Here is a 15,669-nt window from a genome sequence, read left to right as displayed (position 1 = left end):
GGGCGCCATCAGCTCACGAGGTAATTGCTGTAGAGGTAGCTGCGGAAGTCGCTTTCCGTCCAGGCAGCGGTGCTGCCGGCGTTGTTCGGCTTGAAGCTGTTCGGTCCCAGGGACGCCATCTTGACCAGCATGTCCTCACCGGTGGACGAGACCACGCACTGGGCCACGTTGTGACCGGCGAACAGCGTGTTCAGACGGGCCACCAGCATCATCGTGGCGTAGCTGCCGGCGTTGGCGGCAAACAGGTCAGCCACCTTGGCGGTGGACGACACGTTCTTCAGGCCGCCCGGGAAGACCTTGGCCACCGTCAGATTGTTCTTGCAGTAGCTGAGCGACTTGCCGCCATACCAGTACGCGGCCACGAAGCTCCACGGCGGCGAGGTCGACACGGCCGAGCGCACCGAGTTGGTCACCCAGTTGTTGATCGTCCAGCATTCGGTATTGGTCAGCACCGCGGCGGCCGCACGGGCCTGGACGCTGGCGCCGCCATTGCGCAGCACCGCCGAGCCCCAGGCCGAGGTGGTGTTGCAATGCCAGGCCATGACCGGCCGGCTGGCGAGCGTCAGGCCCACCGGTACGCCTGCCTGCAGGAAGCGGCGACGGCGCGACGACACCATGGGGCCTGCGTTCGGCGCCGGGGCCGAGGGCTGTTGTGAGTCGCTGTGGTGGTCCATGATGCTCAGCCTTGGTCTGCACGTGCCCAGGAAGAGGGCGGATGCTCAAGCCGCCCGCGCTATGCGGGCTGCGATGGAAGTGTTTCATACAAGGCACGCCGACGCCAAGCCGGTGCACCCCTTGAACGGGTGGCGTCCGTTCTACCCAATCGTAAGGATAAGTTGGTGCTGGCTCACCTGGAATGCGTTTCGGCGACAAGATCCAGCTGTTCCTGCATCCAGACGCGGGCGTCGGCCAGCGTCTCAAAGGCACCAAAACGGCGACCCTGTCGCTGATACATGGCTTCAATCAGGGGCAGCATGATGTCCCGGCCTTCGACGTCCGGCGTCACCACGTAGGCGATGGCGACCGGCGCTTGGCCGAGCGCGGCCATATGGCGCAGGAAACGCTCCATTTCGGCCATGGAGTCCGGCGAGGTGATCATGCTGCCGCTGACTTCGAGCAGGTCCCCAAAGCGGCCGGGCGTGCCGGACGCATCGGCCGGAGGAGGATCGGCCCGCAGCAGGTCGGCCATGGCACGCGCCAGCCCCAGCACCGCCTCCCGGTTGAACGGACCTTGGGCGCGCAGCCGGATGATCGACCCTTCGCGCCACATCTCGATCTGCCCATGCGCCTGGAACGGCCCCGGCACGAAGGCTTGAATGTCGAGTTTCAACGCAAATGTCCCCAAGATGGTCAGCCAGCCATCTTCGGTGGGGGGCGGGTCCGCGGGCAACCGGCCCCCCGGGTTCGTCCCGGCTCAGTCTGCGGCGTCCTCCACACAATCGCGATCGGCGTCGGGGGAGGCCGCCTCGGGCAGATCGTCCTCGACCAGGAAGCCGCCGCTCTGGTGCGCCCAGAGCTTGGCATACAGACCGCCGGCCGCCAGCAGGCTCGCATGGTCGCCCTGCTCGACGATGCGGCCCTGGTCCATGACGATCAGCCGGTCCATGGCGGCAATGGTGGAGAGCCGGTGGGCGATGGCCACCACCGTCTTGCCTTCCATCAACCGGTAGAGGCTGCGCTGGATGGCCGCTTCCACTTCCGAGTCCAGCGCGCTGGTGGCTTCGTCCAGCAGCAGGATGGGCGCGTCCTTGAGCATCACCCGGGCAATGGCCACCCGCTGGCGCTGGCCACCGGAGAGCTTCACGCCGCGCTCGCCCACATGGGCGTCGTAACCCTTGCGGCCTTTGGGGTCGGTCAGGCCGTCGATGAAGTCCTGCGCTTCGGCGCGGGCGGCGGCGGCGCGCATCGCGTCCTCGGTCGCGTCCGGACGGCCGTAGAGCAGGTTGTCCCGCACCGAGCGGTGCAGCAGGCTGGTGTCCTGCGTCACCATGCCGACCTGGGCGCGCAGGCTGTCCTGGGTCACGGTGGCAATGTCCTGCCCGTCGATCAGGACCCGGCCCCGTTCCACGTCGTAAAAGCGCAGCAACAGGTTGAGCAGCGTCGATTTGCCGGCGCCCGAACGTCCCACCACGCCGATCTTCTCGCCGGGTCGGATGTGCAGCGACAATCCCTGCAGCACCGGCTTCTTGCCGCCGTAGCTGAAGTCCACCTCCTCAAAGCGGACCTCGCCGCGCTGCACGGTGAGGGTGCGGGCCTCGGCGGCATCGGTGATGGCGATGGGGCGGGCGAGGGTGGTGATGCCGTCCTGCACCGTGCCGATGTTTTCGAAGAGACTGGCCATCTCCCACATGATCCAGTGCGAAATGCCGTTGAGCCGCAGCGCCATGGCGGTGGCGGCCGCCACCGCGCCGACACCCACCTGGCCTTGCGTCCACAGCCACAGCGTCATGCCGGCGGTGGCCGCGATCAGCCCCATGGACAACGCATGGTTGACGATCTCGAAACCGCTGATCAGCCGCATCTGACGGTAGGCGGTGCCGAGGAAGTCCTGCATCGCACCGCGCGCAAAACCCGCTTCCCGGTGGCTGTGGGAAAAGAGCTTCACCGTGCTGATGTTGGTGTAGGCATCGGTCACCCGGCCGGTCATCAGGCTGCGGGCGTCGGCTTGCGCGGCGGCGGCCTTGCCCAGCCGCGGCACGAAGTAGATCAGCGCCACCACATAGCAGGCCAGCCAGCCCAGGAAGGGCGCCAGCAGCAGCAGGTCGAAGCTGCCCACCACGCCCAGCATGGTGACGAAATAGATGGTGATGAAGACCAGGATGTCGGTCACGATCATCACGCATTCGCGCACCGACAGCGCCGTCTGCATCAGCTTGGCGGAGACGCGGCCGGCGAACTCGTCCTGGTAGAAGCTCATGCTCTGGGCCAGGAGGTGACGGTGGAAGTTCCAGCGCAGCCGCATCGGGAAGTTGCTGGCCATGCCCTGGTACTTGACCATCGCCTGCAGGGCGATCAGCACCGGGCTGGCCAGCAGGATGCCGCCCAGCAGCAGCAGGTGCTGGCGCTGGGTGGTCCACCACTGGGCCGCGGGGACCGAGCTGAGCCAGTCCACCACCGAGCCGAGCATGGAAAACAGCAGCGCCTCGAAGGCGCCGATGGCGGCGGTGAGCACCACCAGCGTCAGCAGCAGCCCGCGGATGCCACGGGTGGCCGCCCAGACGAAGGGGAAGAATCCCTGCGGCGGCTGTGGCGCCGGACCGGTGGGGAAAGGATCGACGAGTTTTTCAAACCAGCCCAGCACGGCTGTCTCCCGAAAGCATTGGTCAGCAAAGACCGGCAAGCCTACAGGAGCCCGGTGACGGGTGCCCATCCCTCGCGATGAATGGCGGTGCGCAGGTTTGGACGGAGGGTAAGAGGGATCGGGTGGGCCGTCCGGTTCAGGACGTCGTGCGATCCACCCACAAGCGCCACCGTTCCGGATGTTCCCGCATCCAGCGGGCTGCGGCCTCATCCGGCGAAAGCCCCTCGCGGCTGATGGCGTGGTCCAGCCCGGAGACGATGCCATTGGACAGTCGCAACCGGTCCAGGGCCTGGACCGTGCCATCCGGCAAGGCCCGCAGCCGGTCCTCCCTCGCCAGCAGCACCGCCCGGTCCACGCCGCCGAACAGCTGCTGCGGCTCCTTGAGCTCACGGATCACATGCTGCGCATGCAGGAACTGGGGATGCCACAGCGGCACCACCCGCCACTGCTGCTCGGCCACGGCCTGCTCAAAGGCCTTGAAGCAGTCCTCCTCCGTCCCGGTCTCAAAGCGGTAACCCGCTTCTTCCAGTCGGTAGACCTCCATGGCCTTGCGCGAAAAGCGACTGATGCCCGCCCCCGGCCCGATGCCTTGGATCACCGGATGCATGCGCGCCCGCACCTCGGGCAGGAGCAGGTCCTGAACGCTGCCGACCTGCGAGGCCGGCACATGCGCCGGCACGCCCCAGAACGCATAAGGCTGGTAGTGCAGGCCCAGGGCGCGGGTGGCCACCACCTCTTCCACGCGTGCCCGGTAGACCCCATGGCTGGCGTTCAGCCAGGCAGACGCCACCATGTCCACCGCGCCGCTGCGCAGCAGATCGAAGCAGGCTTCATGCAGGGCATAGTGGCGTTCGACCGGGTGACCCAGCTGCTCCAGCAAAGCCGTCACCACCGCAGCGGTGGCCCGGTGGAAGCTGAGGTCGATCACGCCGAGGCGGAGGGGGGCGCGGTCAGGTCGGGCACCTGCGGCGCGGCTGCCCAGCAGGGCAGAGGCGGCTCCGAGGAGCACGGAGCGGCGGTTGTTGCCGATCATGCGGATTCTCCAGTCACCGTGCCGTCACGGTGGGTCTGGAGATCATTCCCGGCTGCGGCGTCTGGATGAAGCCGGCAGGCCGGGAAACAGTCTCGACGGCCGATTGAAAGCGGAACGCGCGGCGGACCGGGCAAGCGCCCGTGGACATCGGTCCTCCCCCGTCCGCTATCGTCAAGCCAGATCAGCGCCCGTCCGCAGGGGTCGGGCGAATGGATGCCCCTGGGCGCACAGCGCCGCGCATCGTTAGCGCGTCGCGCCGTTGGCCGCTTTGGGCAGCGGCAGCACCTGACCCTGCGACTGTGCCGGCACCGCAATGCCCAGGATGCGTGACAGCGTCGGTGCCAGGTCCACGATCTCCACCCGGTCCTTGACCTCGCCCTGGCCCACCCAGGTCGGGCCCCAGGTCAGCAGCGGCACATGGCTGTCGTATTCATACGGCGAGCCATGGGTCGTGCCGGTCGGCCGGCTCGAGAACATGTAGCCCTGACGCGGCACCAGTTGCAGCGGTGCGGCCACGTCGGGATGCCACGAACGACGCATCTGCGCCAGATAGGGCGTCACGGTGTCGTCGCTGGCGAGCTGGGCCCGGGTGAAGGCGGCCTGGATGCCCGGCACCTGCTCGGCCAGTGTCTTGGCGGCGGCATACACATCGTCGCTGCGCAGGCCCTTGGACTGGATCAGCGACTCATCAAACAGCAGGCCGGTGGCCGAGAACGCGGTGATCCAGCGGCCTTCGCCGTAACGGGCCGACAGCCCCTTGTTCAGCGTTGCAATCAACTGGGCCGGATTCACCCGTCCGGCATCGCGACCCTGGCGCTGGGCCCATTCCGGTGTGTCCATGAAGCCGTGGTCGGCGGTCAGCGTCACCAGGTAGTTGTCGCGGCCGACACGGGCATCCAGATACTGGAAAAAACCTTGCAGATACTGGTCCAGCCGCAGCAGATGGTCGTGCGAGAGCCGCGATTCCGGCCCGAAGGCATGGTTCACATAGTCGTGGCTGGACAGGCTGACCGTCAGGATGTCGGTCTGCGCATCGGCCCCGAGCTGCTCACCTTCGATCGCGGCGCGGGCAAAGGCCAGCGTCAGCTCATCCCCGAACGGCGACGGCAGCAGGCCGGCGTAGAACTTCGGCCCCGGCTTGTCCAGACCTGCACCCATCAGCGCGGGCAGGCGGTTGCCATTGCCGGCGTCGCTCTGCCACGGCTGACCGTCCGGCGCGCTGCGGGCATAGGCCGCTTCCGGCAGCAGCAGCGTCCAGGACTTGTGGAAGAACTGGTCGGCCACGTGCGACTGGTTGAACGCATCCACCCAGGCCGGATGACGGTCCATGTAGTAGGTGGTGGAGGCGAACTGGCCGTCGCTGCTCATGTACATGTAGGCCGTGCCCTTGTGGCCAGCCGGCAGGATGGCGCCGCGATCCTTGCCCGAGATGCCGATGACCTTGGAGCCCGGCTGCACCGTGCGCAGCACATCGCCCACGGTTTCGGCCTTGAAGTTGGCGGGGCTGGTGCCGGCGTGCGGATCGGTCTCGTGGTTGATGTAGCGGTAGCGCGTGTCTTCGGTGTTGTAGACCACCGCGCCGGTCTTCGGATTTCGCCACTCATTGCCGATGATGCCGCTGCGCTGCGGATAGGCGCCGCTGAGCATGATCGAGTGGCCGGCGGCGGTCACCGTATAGCCGTGACCGTAATAGGCATTGGAGAACCAGGTGCCGCGGTCCAGGAAGCGGCGAAAGCCGTCCGGCTGGAGCTGGTCGCGGTAGCCCAGCACCTGGCGCAGCGGCAGGCCGTCCACCGCCATGAAGACGATCAGCTTGGGCGGGGCCGCTGTCAGCGCCTGGGTGGGGCCGGCGGCGGTACGGGCTGCGCCAGCGGCGGTCGGCTCGGTGCCGGACGAACCGGTCGAGGTCAAGCCGGACGTGGCGGAAAGCTTGGACGGTGCCGGGCTGCCGCAGGCGGCCAAAGCCGCGAGCAGGGGCAGCACCAGCCAGATGCGGCGGGTCTGGGTCATGACGGGGGGAGTGAAGCGTTGACCGGCGCAGTATGGCCCGATCGGATCAGGAGCGGCAGGGGGCCGGCGGCGCGTCGGGCGCTGGTTGCACCAAAGGAAAAGGGCCGGTCCCCACATGGTGACCGGCCCGTTCCGTTTTCTGATTGGATCGCTTGCGCGCTCCCCTCCTGTTATTGAAGGGGATTGTGCGGGCGCGAGGCAAGGTTCGTGCCGGGGTTTGCCCGGGGAGGTGGGGGCCTCCTGAGACATATTTGTCGTTTTCGGGGAGCTTCCAGCAAAAATGACGCAAGAAAGCGACGTTTGGGCCCTGTTGCTCCGGGCGTCCGCCGGCGCTCCCGCGTTCAGTCCGGGGTTAACGCTTCGTCCAGCACCTCGATCCAGTGCCGCACGGGCACCTCGCAGCCCGCCTGCAGATGCTGGATGCATCCGACGTTGCTCGAGACGATGGCATCCGCCTGCAGCGGGGCAAGAGCTTGCAGTTTGCGCTCTCGCAATTGCTTGGACAGCACCGGTTGAAGCACGGAATACGTGCCCGCCGAGCCGCAGCACAGGTGGCTGTCCACCGGCGCGACCGACACTTCGAACCCCAACTCCCGCAGCAGCCCCTCGACGCCGCCACGGATTTGCTGCCCATGCTGCAGGGTGCAAGGGGGGTGATAGGCCAGGCGCGGGCGCCTGGCTCCTTGCCGCAGCCGCCGGGCCAGCGTGGGCGCCATCGATGGCAGCAGCTCGCACAGGTCGCGGGTCATGGCGGACACTTTGGCGGCCCGCTCGGCATAGGCCGGGTCATGCGCCAGCAGGCGTCCGTAATCTTTGACCTGCACGCCGCAGCCCGAGGCGTTCATGACGATGGCCTCCACCGGCTGGTTGTGCCCTTCCACCATCGGCCACCAGGCGTCGATGTTGCGGCGGGCGTCGTCCAGGCCGCCGTGATGGTCGCCCAGGTGCGCCCGCAGGGCGCCGCAGCACCCGGCCTCATCGGCCACCAGCGTCTGGATGCCGGCAGCGTCCAGCACCCGGGCCGTTGCGGCATTGATGTTGGGATGCATCGCCGGTTGCACGCAGCCCAGCAGCATCAGCACCTTGCGCGAATGACTGCGCTGCGGCCATTGATGCGCCCGGGCAGGCGGCAGGGCAGGCACCTTGTCGCGCAGCGCGGCCGGCACAAAGGGCCGGAAGGCCTGGCCCAGCCGCAAGGCGGGTTTGAACAGCGACGAGGTGAGCCCTTCCCTGAGCAACCAGCGCCGCAGCCGTTCCTGGCGCGGACGCTCGACCTTGGCGTCCACCACCTGTCGGCCGATCTCCACCAGCTGCCCGTATTGCACGCCGGACGGGCAGGTGCTCTCGCAGTTGCGGCAGGTCAGGCAGCGGTCCAGATGCTGCTGCGTCGCACGGGTGGGCTGCGCGCCTTCCAGCACCTGCTTGATCAGGTAGATGCGGCCCCGCGGACCGTCCAGCTCATCCCCCAGCAGCTGGTAGGTGGGGCAGGTGGCGGTGCAAAAGCCGCAGTGGACGCAGCGCCGCAGGATGGCCTCGGCGGTCTGCCCTTCGGGGGTGTCCTGGAATTCCGGGGCGAGATGGGTCTGCATCGAAAGGGGTCCGGGTTCGGTCGAGCGGAGCGACGTCAGAAGTCAGGGTACAGGCGTCCAGGATTGAAGCAGCCCTTGGGATCGAATTCCGCCTTCAGCTGGCGATGGATGCGGGCCAGCGGCGGTGACAGCGGCGCGAACACACCGGCGGACTTGTCCTGCGCGCGGAACAGCACCGCATGGCCACCGACGGCGGCAACGGTGTCCCGCAACTGGGCCGGCGCCATCGGCGTCACCACCCAGCGCTGGGCACCGCCCCACTCGATCAGCTGTTCCCCATGCAGGGCCATCGCCGGCGCCGTGGTGGGCACACTCAGCCGCCACAGGCTGGCACCGCCCTGCACCGCGCGCCGGGCGCCGACGAAGAACTCGTCGCTGTGATCGCGCAGGCCGCGCCAGAACGGTTCGGCCATCTCTGCCGGGATGAGGTCGCCGCCCAGGCGCTGCCGGGCGGCCCGCACGGCAGCATCGGCGCCGGAGAGTCGCACCACCAGCGCGCCGTCCCACCAGGCCGTGGCGGTGATGGGCAGGGGCTGTCCGCCCCAGCGGTTCATCTGCAGCAGGGCTTCGTCCTGCCGGCCTTCAAAGCGCAGCGTGAGCGACGCCACCGGGCGGGGCAGCACCTTCAGCGTGATCTGCGTCATCAGGCCCAGTACCCCCATGGCGCCGGCCATCAGGCGGGACACGTCATAGCCCGCGACGTTCTTCATCACCGTGCCGCCGAAGTGCAGCAGTTCGCCGCGGCCATTGATCAGGGTCAGGCCCAGCACGTGGTCACGCACCGCGCCGGCAAAACCGCGGGCCGGACCGGACAGCCCGGCGGCGACCATCCCGCCGACGGTGCCGGTGCCTGCGGCTGCGCCCGTGCCGTTCAAGGTGGTTGCCGGTGCCGCCGATGTGGCAGCGGCGGACGGCGTTGCCGATGTCGACGCGCCACCCGCCTCGGCAAACCGCGGCGGCTCGAAGGCCAGATGCTGTCCGCAGGTGGCCAGCAGCGCTTCCAGCTCGGTCAGCGGCGTGCCGGCTGCCGCCGTCACATACAGCTCGCTGGGTTCATACGCCAGCACGCCATGCAACGAACGGGTGGACAGGACCTCGCCCTGCGGCGCACCGCCATAGAAGCGTTTGCTGCCATGCCCCTGGATGCACAGCGGCCGCCCCTCCCGCACCCGGGCCTGCAGCGACTGCACCGCGTCCATCAGGGCCGCGTGCGACAACGCCGGGGCGGCTGTCGTGGCCCCGGGATCGGACGGCGGCCCGCCTGCGGTGTGAGCGTCCAGCTCCACGGATGCGCTCATCAGAATCGCTCCAGCTCAGGGAAGGCCAACAGGCCGCGTTTGACATGCATGCGGCCGTATTCGGCGCAGCGCTGCAGCGTGGGAATGACCTTGCCGGGATTGAGCAGGCCCTGCGGATCAAAGGCGCGTTTGAGCGCCAGCATCTGCTCCCGCTCCTCGGGAGAGAACTGCACGCACATGCTGTTGAGCTTTTCCACGCCGACGCCGTGCTCGCCGGTCACCGTGCCGCCCATGGCCACGCTGGTTTCGAGGATGTCGGCGCCGAACTGCTCGCAGCGGGCCAGCTGGTCGGGATCATTCGCATCGAACAGGATCAGCGGATGCAGGTTCCCGTCACCGGCATGAAAGACGTTGGCGCAGCGCAGGCCGTACTTCTTCTCCATCGCCTGGATGGCCAGCAGCACATCGGCCAGCCGCTTGCGCGGGATGGTCGAGTCCATGCACATGTAGTCGGGGCTGATGCGGCCGGAGGCGGGGAAGGCATTCTTGCGGCCGCTCCAGAATCGCAGGCGCTGGGCTTCCGTCTCGCTGACTTCGATGCCGGTGGCGCCGCTGCCCTTGAGCACGGCGATCATCCGGTCGATTTCTTCCGCCACTTCCTCCGGCGTGCCATCGCTTTCGCAGAGCAGGATGGCTTCGGCCTGCAGGTCGTAGCCGGCATGCACGAAGTCTTCGACGGCGGCGGTCATCGGCCGGTCCATCATCTCCAGGCCGGCGGGGATGATGCCGTCGGCGATCAGCGCGGCAACGGCGTCCCCGGCGCGGCGCAGGTCGTCGAAGCTGGCCATGATGCAGCGCGCCAGTTGCGGTTTGGGGGTGAGGCGGACCGTCACTTCCGTCACCACCGCCAGCATGCCCTCGCTGCCCACCAGCACGGTCAGCAAGTCCAGGCCAGGCACATCCAGCGACTGGCCGCCGAATTCCACCGGCTCGCCTTCGACGGTGAAGCCCTTCACATGCAGCACGTTGTGCAGGGTCAGACCGTATTTGAGGCAATGCACACCGCCGGAGTTCTCCGCCACATTGCCGCCGATGGTGCAGGCGATCTGGCTGCTGGGGTCAGGGGCGTAATAGAGGCCGTGGGGCGCAGCGGCTTCGGAGATGGCCAGGTTGCGCACGCCGCACTGCACGCGGGCGGTCCGCGAGAGCGGGTCGACCGACAGGATGCGGTTGAAGCGGGCCAGACCCAGCGTCACCCCCATCGCATGGGGCATGGCGCCGCCGGACAGGCCGGTGCCCGCGCCGCGCGCCACCACCGGCACCTTCAGCGCATGGCAGGTGCGCAGCACGGCGGCCACTTGCGCTTCGTCTTCCGGCAGGGCCACCACCAGCGGCCGTTCACGGTAGGCGGTCAGCCCGTCGCATTCATAGGGCCGGGTCTGCTCGTCGCTCCAGAGCAGGGCATGGGCGGGCAGCACGGCGGACAAGGCCCGCACCACCTCGGCCTGGCGTTGGGTCCGTTCGGCAAGGCTGACGGGCAGGGGCGCATTCATGAGTGGAACTGTAGCGGGCGGACTGCGGGCTGTATGTTGGGAAAACGCCGGGAGCGGGCAGGAAACGTGGTCGAAGGAGCGCCAGACCCATGGCGGGAGTCACCGAACCGTCCGATGCACGAGCACGGTGGATCAGCCGTCCAGGAAGACCGTCAGCACCCCGGTGTAGCCATGCAGCCGCGCATGCGCGATTTCCCCGTTGGCGAAGAAGCCCACCAGCGGCACCTCCCCCAGCGCATGCTGCACCCACTGCAGCTCCGCCGAGGGCGCCCCGAAATGCGGGCCGCCGCGGCCGGTGCAGCTGATGTAGAGGGCGCCGGCCATGGTGGCCCCCAACTCCTCCGCATCGGCGCGGATTTCGGTGCAGATGCGGACCAGATCGCGGCGGGCGGCCTCCGGATTGCGTTCGCAAAAGCTCAGCAGCTCTCCCTCCCGCAAGTGCTCGGCCACCGCCACGCCGCGACGGGCGGGGTCGAGACCCACCAGATGGCGCACCCGTACCTCCGGCCCGTAGTCCTTGCGGGCGGCGGGCTCGTCGCTCAGGCCCACCAGCGTGCGGCGGAACAGCGGCATCGCCTGGCGCAGCGTCGTCGTCTCGCCGGTGAAGGCGGGTAGCTTCAGGTCTTCGAGCAGCGCGTCCAGCGCCGGGCGGCCATCCAGCTCGGTGGCCAGCGCGCCGTCGCTGCCGGTCACGCGGCGCTCTCGGCCCAGGGGCTGGCAGCCCTGGCTGACCCGCGAGATCCACCGCACGCCGGCCCCCAGGGCCAGCCCGGAAAGGCCGCCTTCCACCACCCCGTCGGCAATCTGAATGGCCTGATGGCGTCCGCTGACGAGCCCGCCGAACAGGTAGCCGCTGGAGCTGCGTTCGGCCAGCTCGCCGATCAGCTCCTGCAGGTCGGGGGTGCTGCCATCGGCATGCAGCAGCAGGCTGCGGGCATCCCAGTCGGGCGGCAGCGGCGAGCGGCCGGAGAAGATGCGCCACTGGTCGGCGGGCAGGTCGCACATCAGCAGGGCCAGGGCCGGGTCGCCAAAGTACTCGGCACCGGCCGCGCAGACCGCCAGCGCCGATGCGCCGACGAAGCCGCAGCCGGGCCAGCGTTCACGGGCCTCGGCCAGCAGGGCCTCGGCTTGCGGGAGGTAGTCCTCGGAGATGTAGAGAAAACCGAGCGTCAGCGGATGGTCGCCGCGCTGCCCGTCAATCTGGGCGGCGGCGAGCGCCATGGCCATGTGCGCATCGGGATGGGTGGCATGGGCCTGGAAAAAACGAGGCATGTACGGCCCTCGGAATACTCGGGATAGGCAGTCTGCAACTGTACGCTGATGGCGGGGTGGCGGTCAGGGCACGGTTGCAGGAGGCGTGGGGGACAAGCGGGATCAGCCGCCGCGCCGGCGCGGCGTGGTGGTGCCGGATTTGGCACCGGCGCCGGACGCGGCGGTGGCGGGTGCAGCGCGCCCGGTTTTGGCGCTGCCACCGGCCGGCGCTTTGGCGCCCCTCCCGGCGGCGGATTTCCTGGCAGCGCCCCGTTGAGGCTGGGCGCCGGGCCCGTCCGACGACTCGGGTCGCGCGGCTGTGCGTGAGCGTGTGGAAGGGGCGGCCTTGCCGGCGGAAGCTGTCTTGCCGGCCGAAGCTGCCTTGCCGTGCACAGCCGCCTTGCGGGATGCGGGGGCCGCGGCATCTTTCGCTTCCCCAGCCTTTGCGCCGGCTGCGGCGCGCGCCATCGGCGAGGACCGGGATGCCGACTGTCCGCCGGACCCAGGTTTGGCGCGCGGGGTCGCCGTGCTTCCAGCGCCGGAGGAAGCCTTGCGCTTCGCCGCCGGCGTGCCAGAAGGCTTGGCAGCGGGAGCTGCCGTCGAGGCGGATGCCGACCGCTGTCTGGGTCGGGCGGGCGCGCCACGGTCAGAGGCCGCTGCGGCCGCGCCCGATGGCGAAGCAGCAGCGCCCGCCGCCCGCGCCACGTCCAGGGTGGCGTCCCTGGCCGCCTGGGCCACCTTGGCAGCCTGGTTCATCATGTCTGCGGGCACGGTGGCGGCCTTGCGAAGGCTTTCGCCCGCCGCGTCCAGCCCCTGCTTCATCAGGTGGGTGTCCTTCATCGCCTGGCTGGCGATCTGGGTGAATTGCTGCGTCAGCGCGTTCCACCATTGCATCGGGTCCACGCCCAGCGGCGCGGCCTTTGCGCCGGCGGCGTCCGCTGCGGCGCCTGCGCCTCCCCGTGTGCCCGTGCCTTCGCCAGCGCCCGCTTCGCTCGGGCTGGCGCTGTCGTCGTCGCTGGCGTCGTCAGCGTCGTTGTGATCCGGGTTGTCCAGGTCTTCATCGGCGTCCTGATCGCCCTGACGGTCGTCATCGCCCACGGCAGGATCGTCGTCGTCCGAGCCCAGCCCCGTGGTTGCACGCCGTCCGGCAACGGCTGGCCCCTCCGCAGGGGCTGGCGTGCTGGACCGCGAAGCAGACGAGGTGAACGCAGGCATGCCCGGCCAACCGGACGCCGTTTTGGGCGGCGTCCCAGGACGGGCCGAGGCCGATTCGGCCCCTGCTCCCGATCCAGATCCCGTGTTGCCAGCTGCCGCACTGCCGCCGCCGGCCGCATCCGCGCCCATGCCGGCACCCGTCGAACCCGCCCCGCCACGGCCCTTGCCATCCGCGGTGGCACCGGAAGCCCCGCCTGCGCCTGCCATGCCCGTGGCCGCATTCCAGCTCGCGCCGGCCGCTTCCGCGGCGGACCGCATCGCCCCCATCGCCGCGCCCAGGTCCGGCATCGGCGGCATCTTGAGCGCCTGCTGCAGATCCTTCATCGGCACGTTCATGGCGTGCAGGGTGGAGAGCGTCATCTTCTGCACTTCCAGCGCCTGCACCGTGGTGGCCAGCATGCGGGCGTTCTGTTCCAGCCAGAACTGCACCGCCCGCAGCTCCTGGATGCGCTTGTCCAGCTCCTGCGGATTCAGCGTCGGTGCGACCCACTGGCTGAAGCCCGGCATCGCCGCCCCGGCGTTCTTGACCAGACCCTGGAGAAAGTCGAAACCGGGCACAAAGGCCCCGAAGCTTTTGTCGGACATGCTTGACCTCGCGTTGCTGGGTGCGAGGCCCATCCTACGTCTTCCGGCGCCGATCGACGGCGATGGTTTCTCGTGGTGGTCGGCGCGGTGTTCGGCGTGCCGTCATGCGGTCACGCCGGCGCTGTCTCGAGCGGTCTCACCCGCGCCGGCTCATCCGGCCAGTTTGTTCAGGTCGGTCCAGCCGGTCCACAGAATCTGGATGCCGATGCACAGCAGCACAAAGGCCATCAGCCGCATCATCACCGTGGTGCCGACCTCGCCCAGGCGCATCAGCAGCCGGCCGCCGTTGCGGAAGATCAGGTAGATGACCGCCGCGGTGATCGCAGCCCCGATGGCCGCCACGCCGGCGCCCATCACATAGGGCAGCGGCTGGCGCGGGAACTGCGCCCCGAGCGCGATGGCGGCGGCGATGCAGCCCGGCCCGGTGGTCAGCGGGAAGGTGATGGGGAAGAAGCTGCGGCGCACGATCTCCGCCTCGGTCAGGTCGGCGCTGGCGTCTTCCGCAATGGCCGTCTGCACCTCGTCGGTCTCTTCATGACGGGTCAGCATGGTCCAGGCGCTGAAGGCGACCAGCAGGCCGCCGGCCACCCGCACCACCGGCAGCGAAATGCCGAACAGGTCCAGCACGTAGGTGCCCACCAGCATCGAGACCACGATCACCACCCAGCCGTTGATGGCCACCTGACGGGACAGGCGCTTGAGCACCCGGTCGTCGTTGCCGGCGGCGTCGATCACGATGGGCGCCACCCCCACCGGGTTGATGATGGGCAGCAGGGTCAGCGGCACCAGGAACAGGGCCTGAAGGATGGAGGCAAGGGAAGCCAAGCGGAGCTCCGGAATCGGTTGGGATCAGAGGGCAGACAGCCGGGCAGTGTGCCGCAAACCGGTCACTTCGCGGGGGCGGGATGCACCTGGGTCACCTCGAATCCCTGCTGGCGCAACAAAGTTGGCAGGGCCTGGGGCCCGGTCATGTGCAGCGCACCCACCGCCACCAGCAAGGACTGGCCCTGCTGATGCAGTTCCGAGATGCGGGCGGCGAGGTTGGGATTGCGGCCGTCGTTCTCGCGGGCCAGGGCGGCGCGGTCGCGGGCGTCCTGGATGCACTGGCACCAGTCTTCATAACGGGCGAGGCGGCGCAGGTCGCCGCGCTCCCAGGTATCCACCAGGTCCTTGAGCATGCGCTGCAGCGCGGCGGGCCGTTCCAGCTGGCGCAGGCCGGCGCGCAGTTCATGGCGGGCCTCGTCCGGATCTTCCGGCAGCAGCGCGGAGAGCTGGCCCTGCAGGGTTTCCAGGGCGATGACCGGCAGCTGCCGCTCCCGCGCCCAGCGGCTCAGCAGCACCTCCTGACCATATTGGACGTCCAGCCCCAGGCCGCGCGCCTGCGACAGGGTGAGGGTGCTGAGCTGCAGCAGCGGATGCATCGAAGCCAGCGCCTGGGCGGGCAGGCAGGCACTGCGGACCTGCGCCGCCAGCCGCTTCTGCAGCTGGGCGTCGATGGGCAGTGTCGGGATGGGCGGCAGGGTCCAGGCGGTGCTGTCCAGCGGGTCCAGTTCCAGGGCGACCGCATCCACCCGGCCCAGGGCGGCCTTGAGCTGCGGACCCGGCGCCGCCCAGGACGGGCGTCCAAGGTGCAGGCTGGCGTGCAGATAGGAGGTGTGGCCGTCGCGGGTCAGGGTCCAGAGGATGCCCCGGTCGCGCGTCTGCGCCTGGACCTGCTCGGCGGACGCCGGCGTGGGATCGGCCGGGCAGCGGGGGGAAGCCGGCGGTGGCGCCGTGGCCGTCGGTGCCGCCACGGCAGGCGCGGCCCAGGTCATCAGCGCGGCGGTGGCAGTGACCAGCCAGGGAAGCACACGGCGGTGCAGGGCAGTGGACAGGGAGGACGGCAACATGGGCG

12 protein-coding genes are annotated in these 15,669 nt (G+C 69.1%); all 12 read right to left on the bottom strand.

What is annotated here, in order from left to right:
* Window positions 1-8: 8 nt before the first annotated feature.
* The gene (locus FHS28_RS10765; RefSeq protein WP_088452801.1) at window positions 9-617 is read right to left on the bottom strand and encodes a hypothetical protein; all 609 of its coding nucleotides are present in this window, start codon (window positions 615-617) and stop codon (window positions 9-11) included.
* Window positions 618-847: 230 nt separating this feature from the next.
* On the bottom strand, window positions 848-1,330 hold the full coding sequence (locus FHS28_RS10760) for a hypothetical protein (RefSeq protein ID WP_184294562.1): 483 nt from the start codon (window positions 1,328-1,330) through the stop codon (window positions 848-850).
* A gap of 84 nt (window positions 1,331-1,414) precedes the next feature.
* Window positions 1,415-3,301 (bottom strand): ABC transporter ATP-binding protein, encoded by a 1,887-nt coding sequence (locus FHS28_RS10755; protein WP_088452806.1) that lies wholly within the window; start codon window positions 3,299-3,301, stop codon window positions 1,415-1,417.
* Window positions 3,302-3,437: 136 nt separating this feature from the next.
* Window positions 3,438-4,334: a glycine betaine ABC transporter substrate-binding protein gene (locus FHS28_RS10750; RefSeq protein WP_088452808.1), complete on the bottom strand. Its 897-nt coding sequence runs from the start codon at window positions 4,332-4,334 to the stop codon at window positions 3,438-3,440.
* 243 nt (window positions 4,335-4,577) lie between these two features.
* The gene (locus tag FHS28_RS10745) at window positions 4,578-6,344 is read right to left on the bottom strand and encodes an alkaline phosphatase family protein (RefSeq protein ID WP_184294560.1); all 1,767 of its coding nucleotides are present in this window, start codon (window positions 6,342-6,344) and stop codon (window positions 4,578-4,580) included.
* Window positions 6,345-6,685: 341 nt separating this feature from the next.
* Window positions 6,686-7,933, bottom strand: a complete 1,248-nt coding sequence (glcF, locus tag FHS28_RS10740) for a glycolate oxidase subunit GlcF (protein ID WP_088452813.1) — start codon at window positions 7,931-7,933, stop codon at window positions 6,686-6,688.
* A 35-nt stretch (window positions 7,934-7,968) separates the two neighbouring features.
* Window positions 7,969-9,132 (bottom strand): glycolate oxidase subunit GlcE, encoded by a 1,164-nt coding sequence (glcE, locus tag FHS28_RS10735; RefSeq protein ID WP_088453141.1) that lies wholly within the window; start codon window positions 9,130-9,132, stop codon window positions 7,969-7,971.
* Window positions 9,133-9,230: 98 nt separating this feature from the next.
* Window positions 9,231-10,724, bottom strand: a complete 1,494-nt coding sequence (locus FHS28_RS10730) for an FAD-linked oxidase C-terminal domain-containing protein (protein WP_088452815.1) — start codon at window positions 10,722-10,724, stop codon at window positions 9,231-9,233.
* A gap of 132 nt (window positions 10,725-10,856) precedes the next feature.
* Complete coding sequence (locus FHS28_RS10725; RefSeq protein ID WP_088452817.1) at window positions 10,857-11,996, bottom strand: FIST signal transduction protein; 1,140 nt, start codon at window positions 11,994-11,996, stop codon at window positions 10,857-10,859.
* A gap of 102 nt (window positions 11,997-12,098) precedes the next feature.
* On the bottom strand, window positions 12,099-13,775 hold the full coding sequence (locus tag FHS28_RS24150; protein ID WP_246409902.1) for a PhaM family polyhydroxyalkanoate granule multifunctional regulatory protein: 1,677 nt from the start codon (window positions 13,773-13,775) through the stop codon (window positions 12,099-12,101).
* 150 nt (window positions 13,776-13,925) lie between these two features.
* The gene (locus FHS28_RS10715) at window positions 13,926-14,600 is read right to left on the bottom strand and encodes a MarC family protein (RefSeq protein WP_221193883.1); all 675 of its coding nucleotides are present in this window, start codon (window positions 14,598-14,600) and stop codon (window positions 13,926-13,928) included.
* Between the two features lie 62 nt (window positions 14,601-14,662).
* A complete protein-coding gene (locus FHS28_RS10710; protein WP_088452820.1) occupies window positions 14,663-15,664 on the bottom strand; it encodes a TraB/GumN family protein in 1,002 nt (333 codons plus the stop codon).
* Window positions 15,665-15,669: the final 5 nt, after the last annotated feature.

Source organism: Roseateles terrae, assembly GCF_014192155.1.
In the GTDB taxonomy this organism is placed as follows: Bacteria; Pseudomonadota; Gammaproteobacteria; order Burkholderiales; family Burkholderiaceae_C; genus Roseateles; species Roseateles terrae.
This window is presented reverse-complemented; position numbering and strand designations above follow the sequence as displayed.

Coding starts and splice junctions, on each gene's coding strand:
- FHS28_RS10765 (WP_088452801.1), bottom strand. CDS start 617: ATGGTGTCGTCGCGCCGTCGCCGCTTCCTGCAGGCAGGCGTACCGGTG.
- FHS28_RS10750 (WP_088452808.1), bottom strand. CDS start 4,334: ATGATCGGCAACAACCGCCGCTCCGTGCTCCTCGGAGCCGCCTCTGCC.
- FHS28_RS10745 (WP_184294560.1), bottom strand. CDS start 6,344: ATGACCCAGACCCGCCGCATCTGGCTGGTGCTGCCCCTGCTCGCGGCT.
- glcF (WP_088452813.1), bottom strand. CDS start 7,933: ATGCAGACCCATCTCGCCCCGGAATTCCAGGACACCCCCGAAGGGCAG.
- glcE (WP_088453141.1), bottom strand. CDS start 9,132: ATGGACGCGGTGCAGTCGCTGCAGGCCCGGGTGCGGGAGGGGCGGCCG.
- FHS28_RS10730 (WP_088452815.1), bottom strand. CDS start 10,724: ATGAATGCGCCCCTGCCCGTCAGCCTTGCCGAACGGACCCAACGCCAG.
- FHS28_RS10725 (WP_088452817.1), bottom strand. CDS start 11,996: ATGCCTCGTTTTTTCCAGGCCCATGCCACCCATCCCGATGCGCACATG.
- FHS28_RS24150 (WP_246409902.1), bottom strand. CDS start 13,775: ATGTCCGACAAAAGCTTCGGGGCCTTTGTGCCCGGTTTCGACTTTCTC.
- FHS28_RS10710 (WP_088452820.1), bottom strand. CDS start 15,664: ATGTTGCCGTCCTCCCTGTCCACTGCCCTGCACCGCCGTGTGCTTCCC.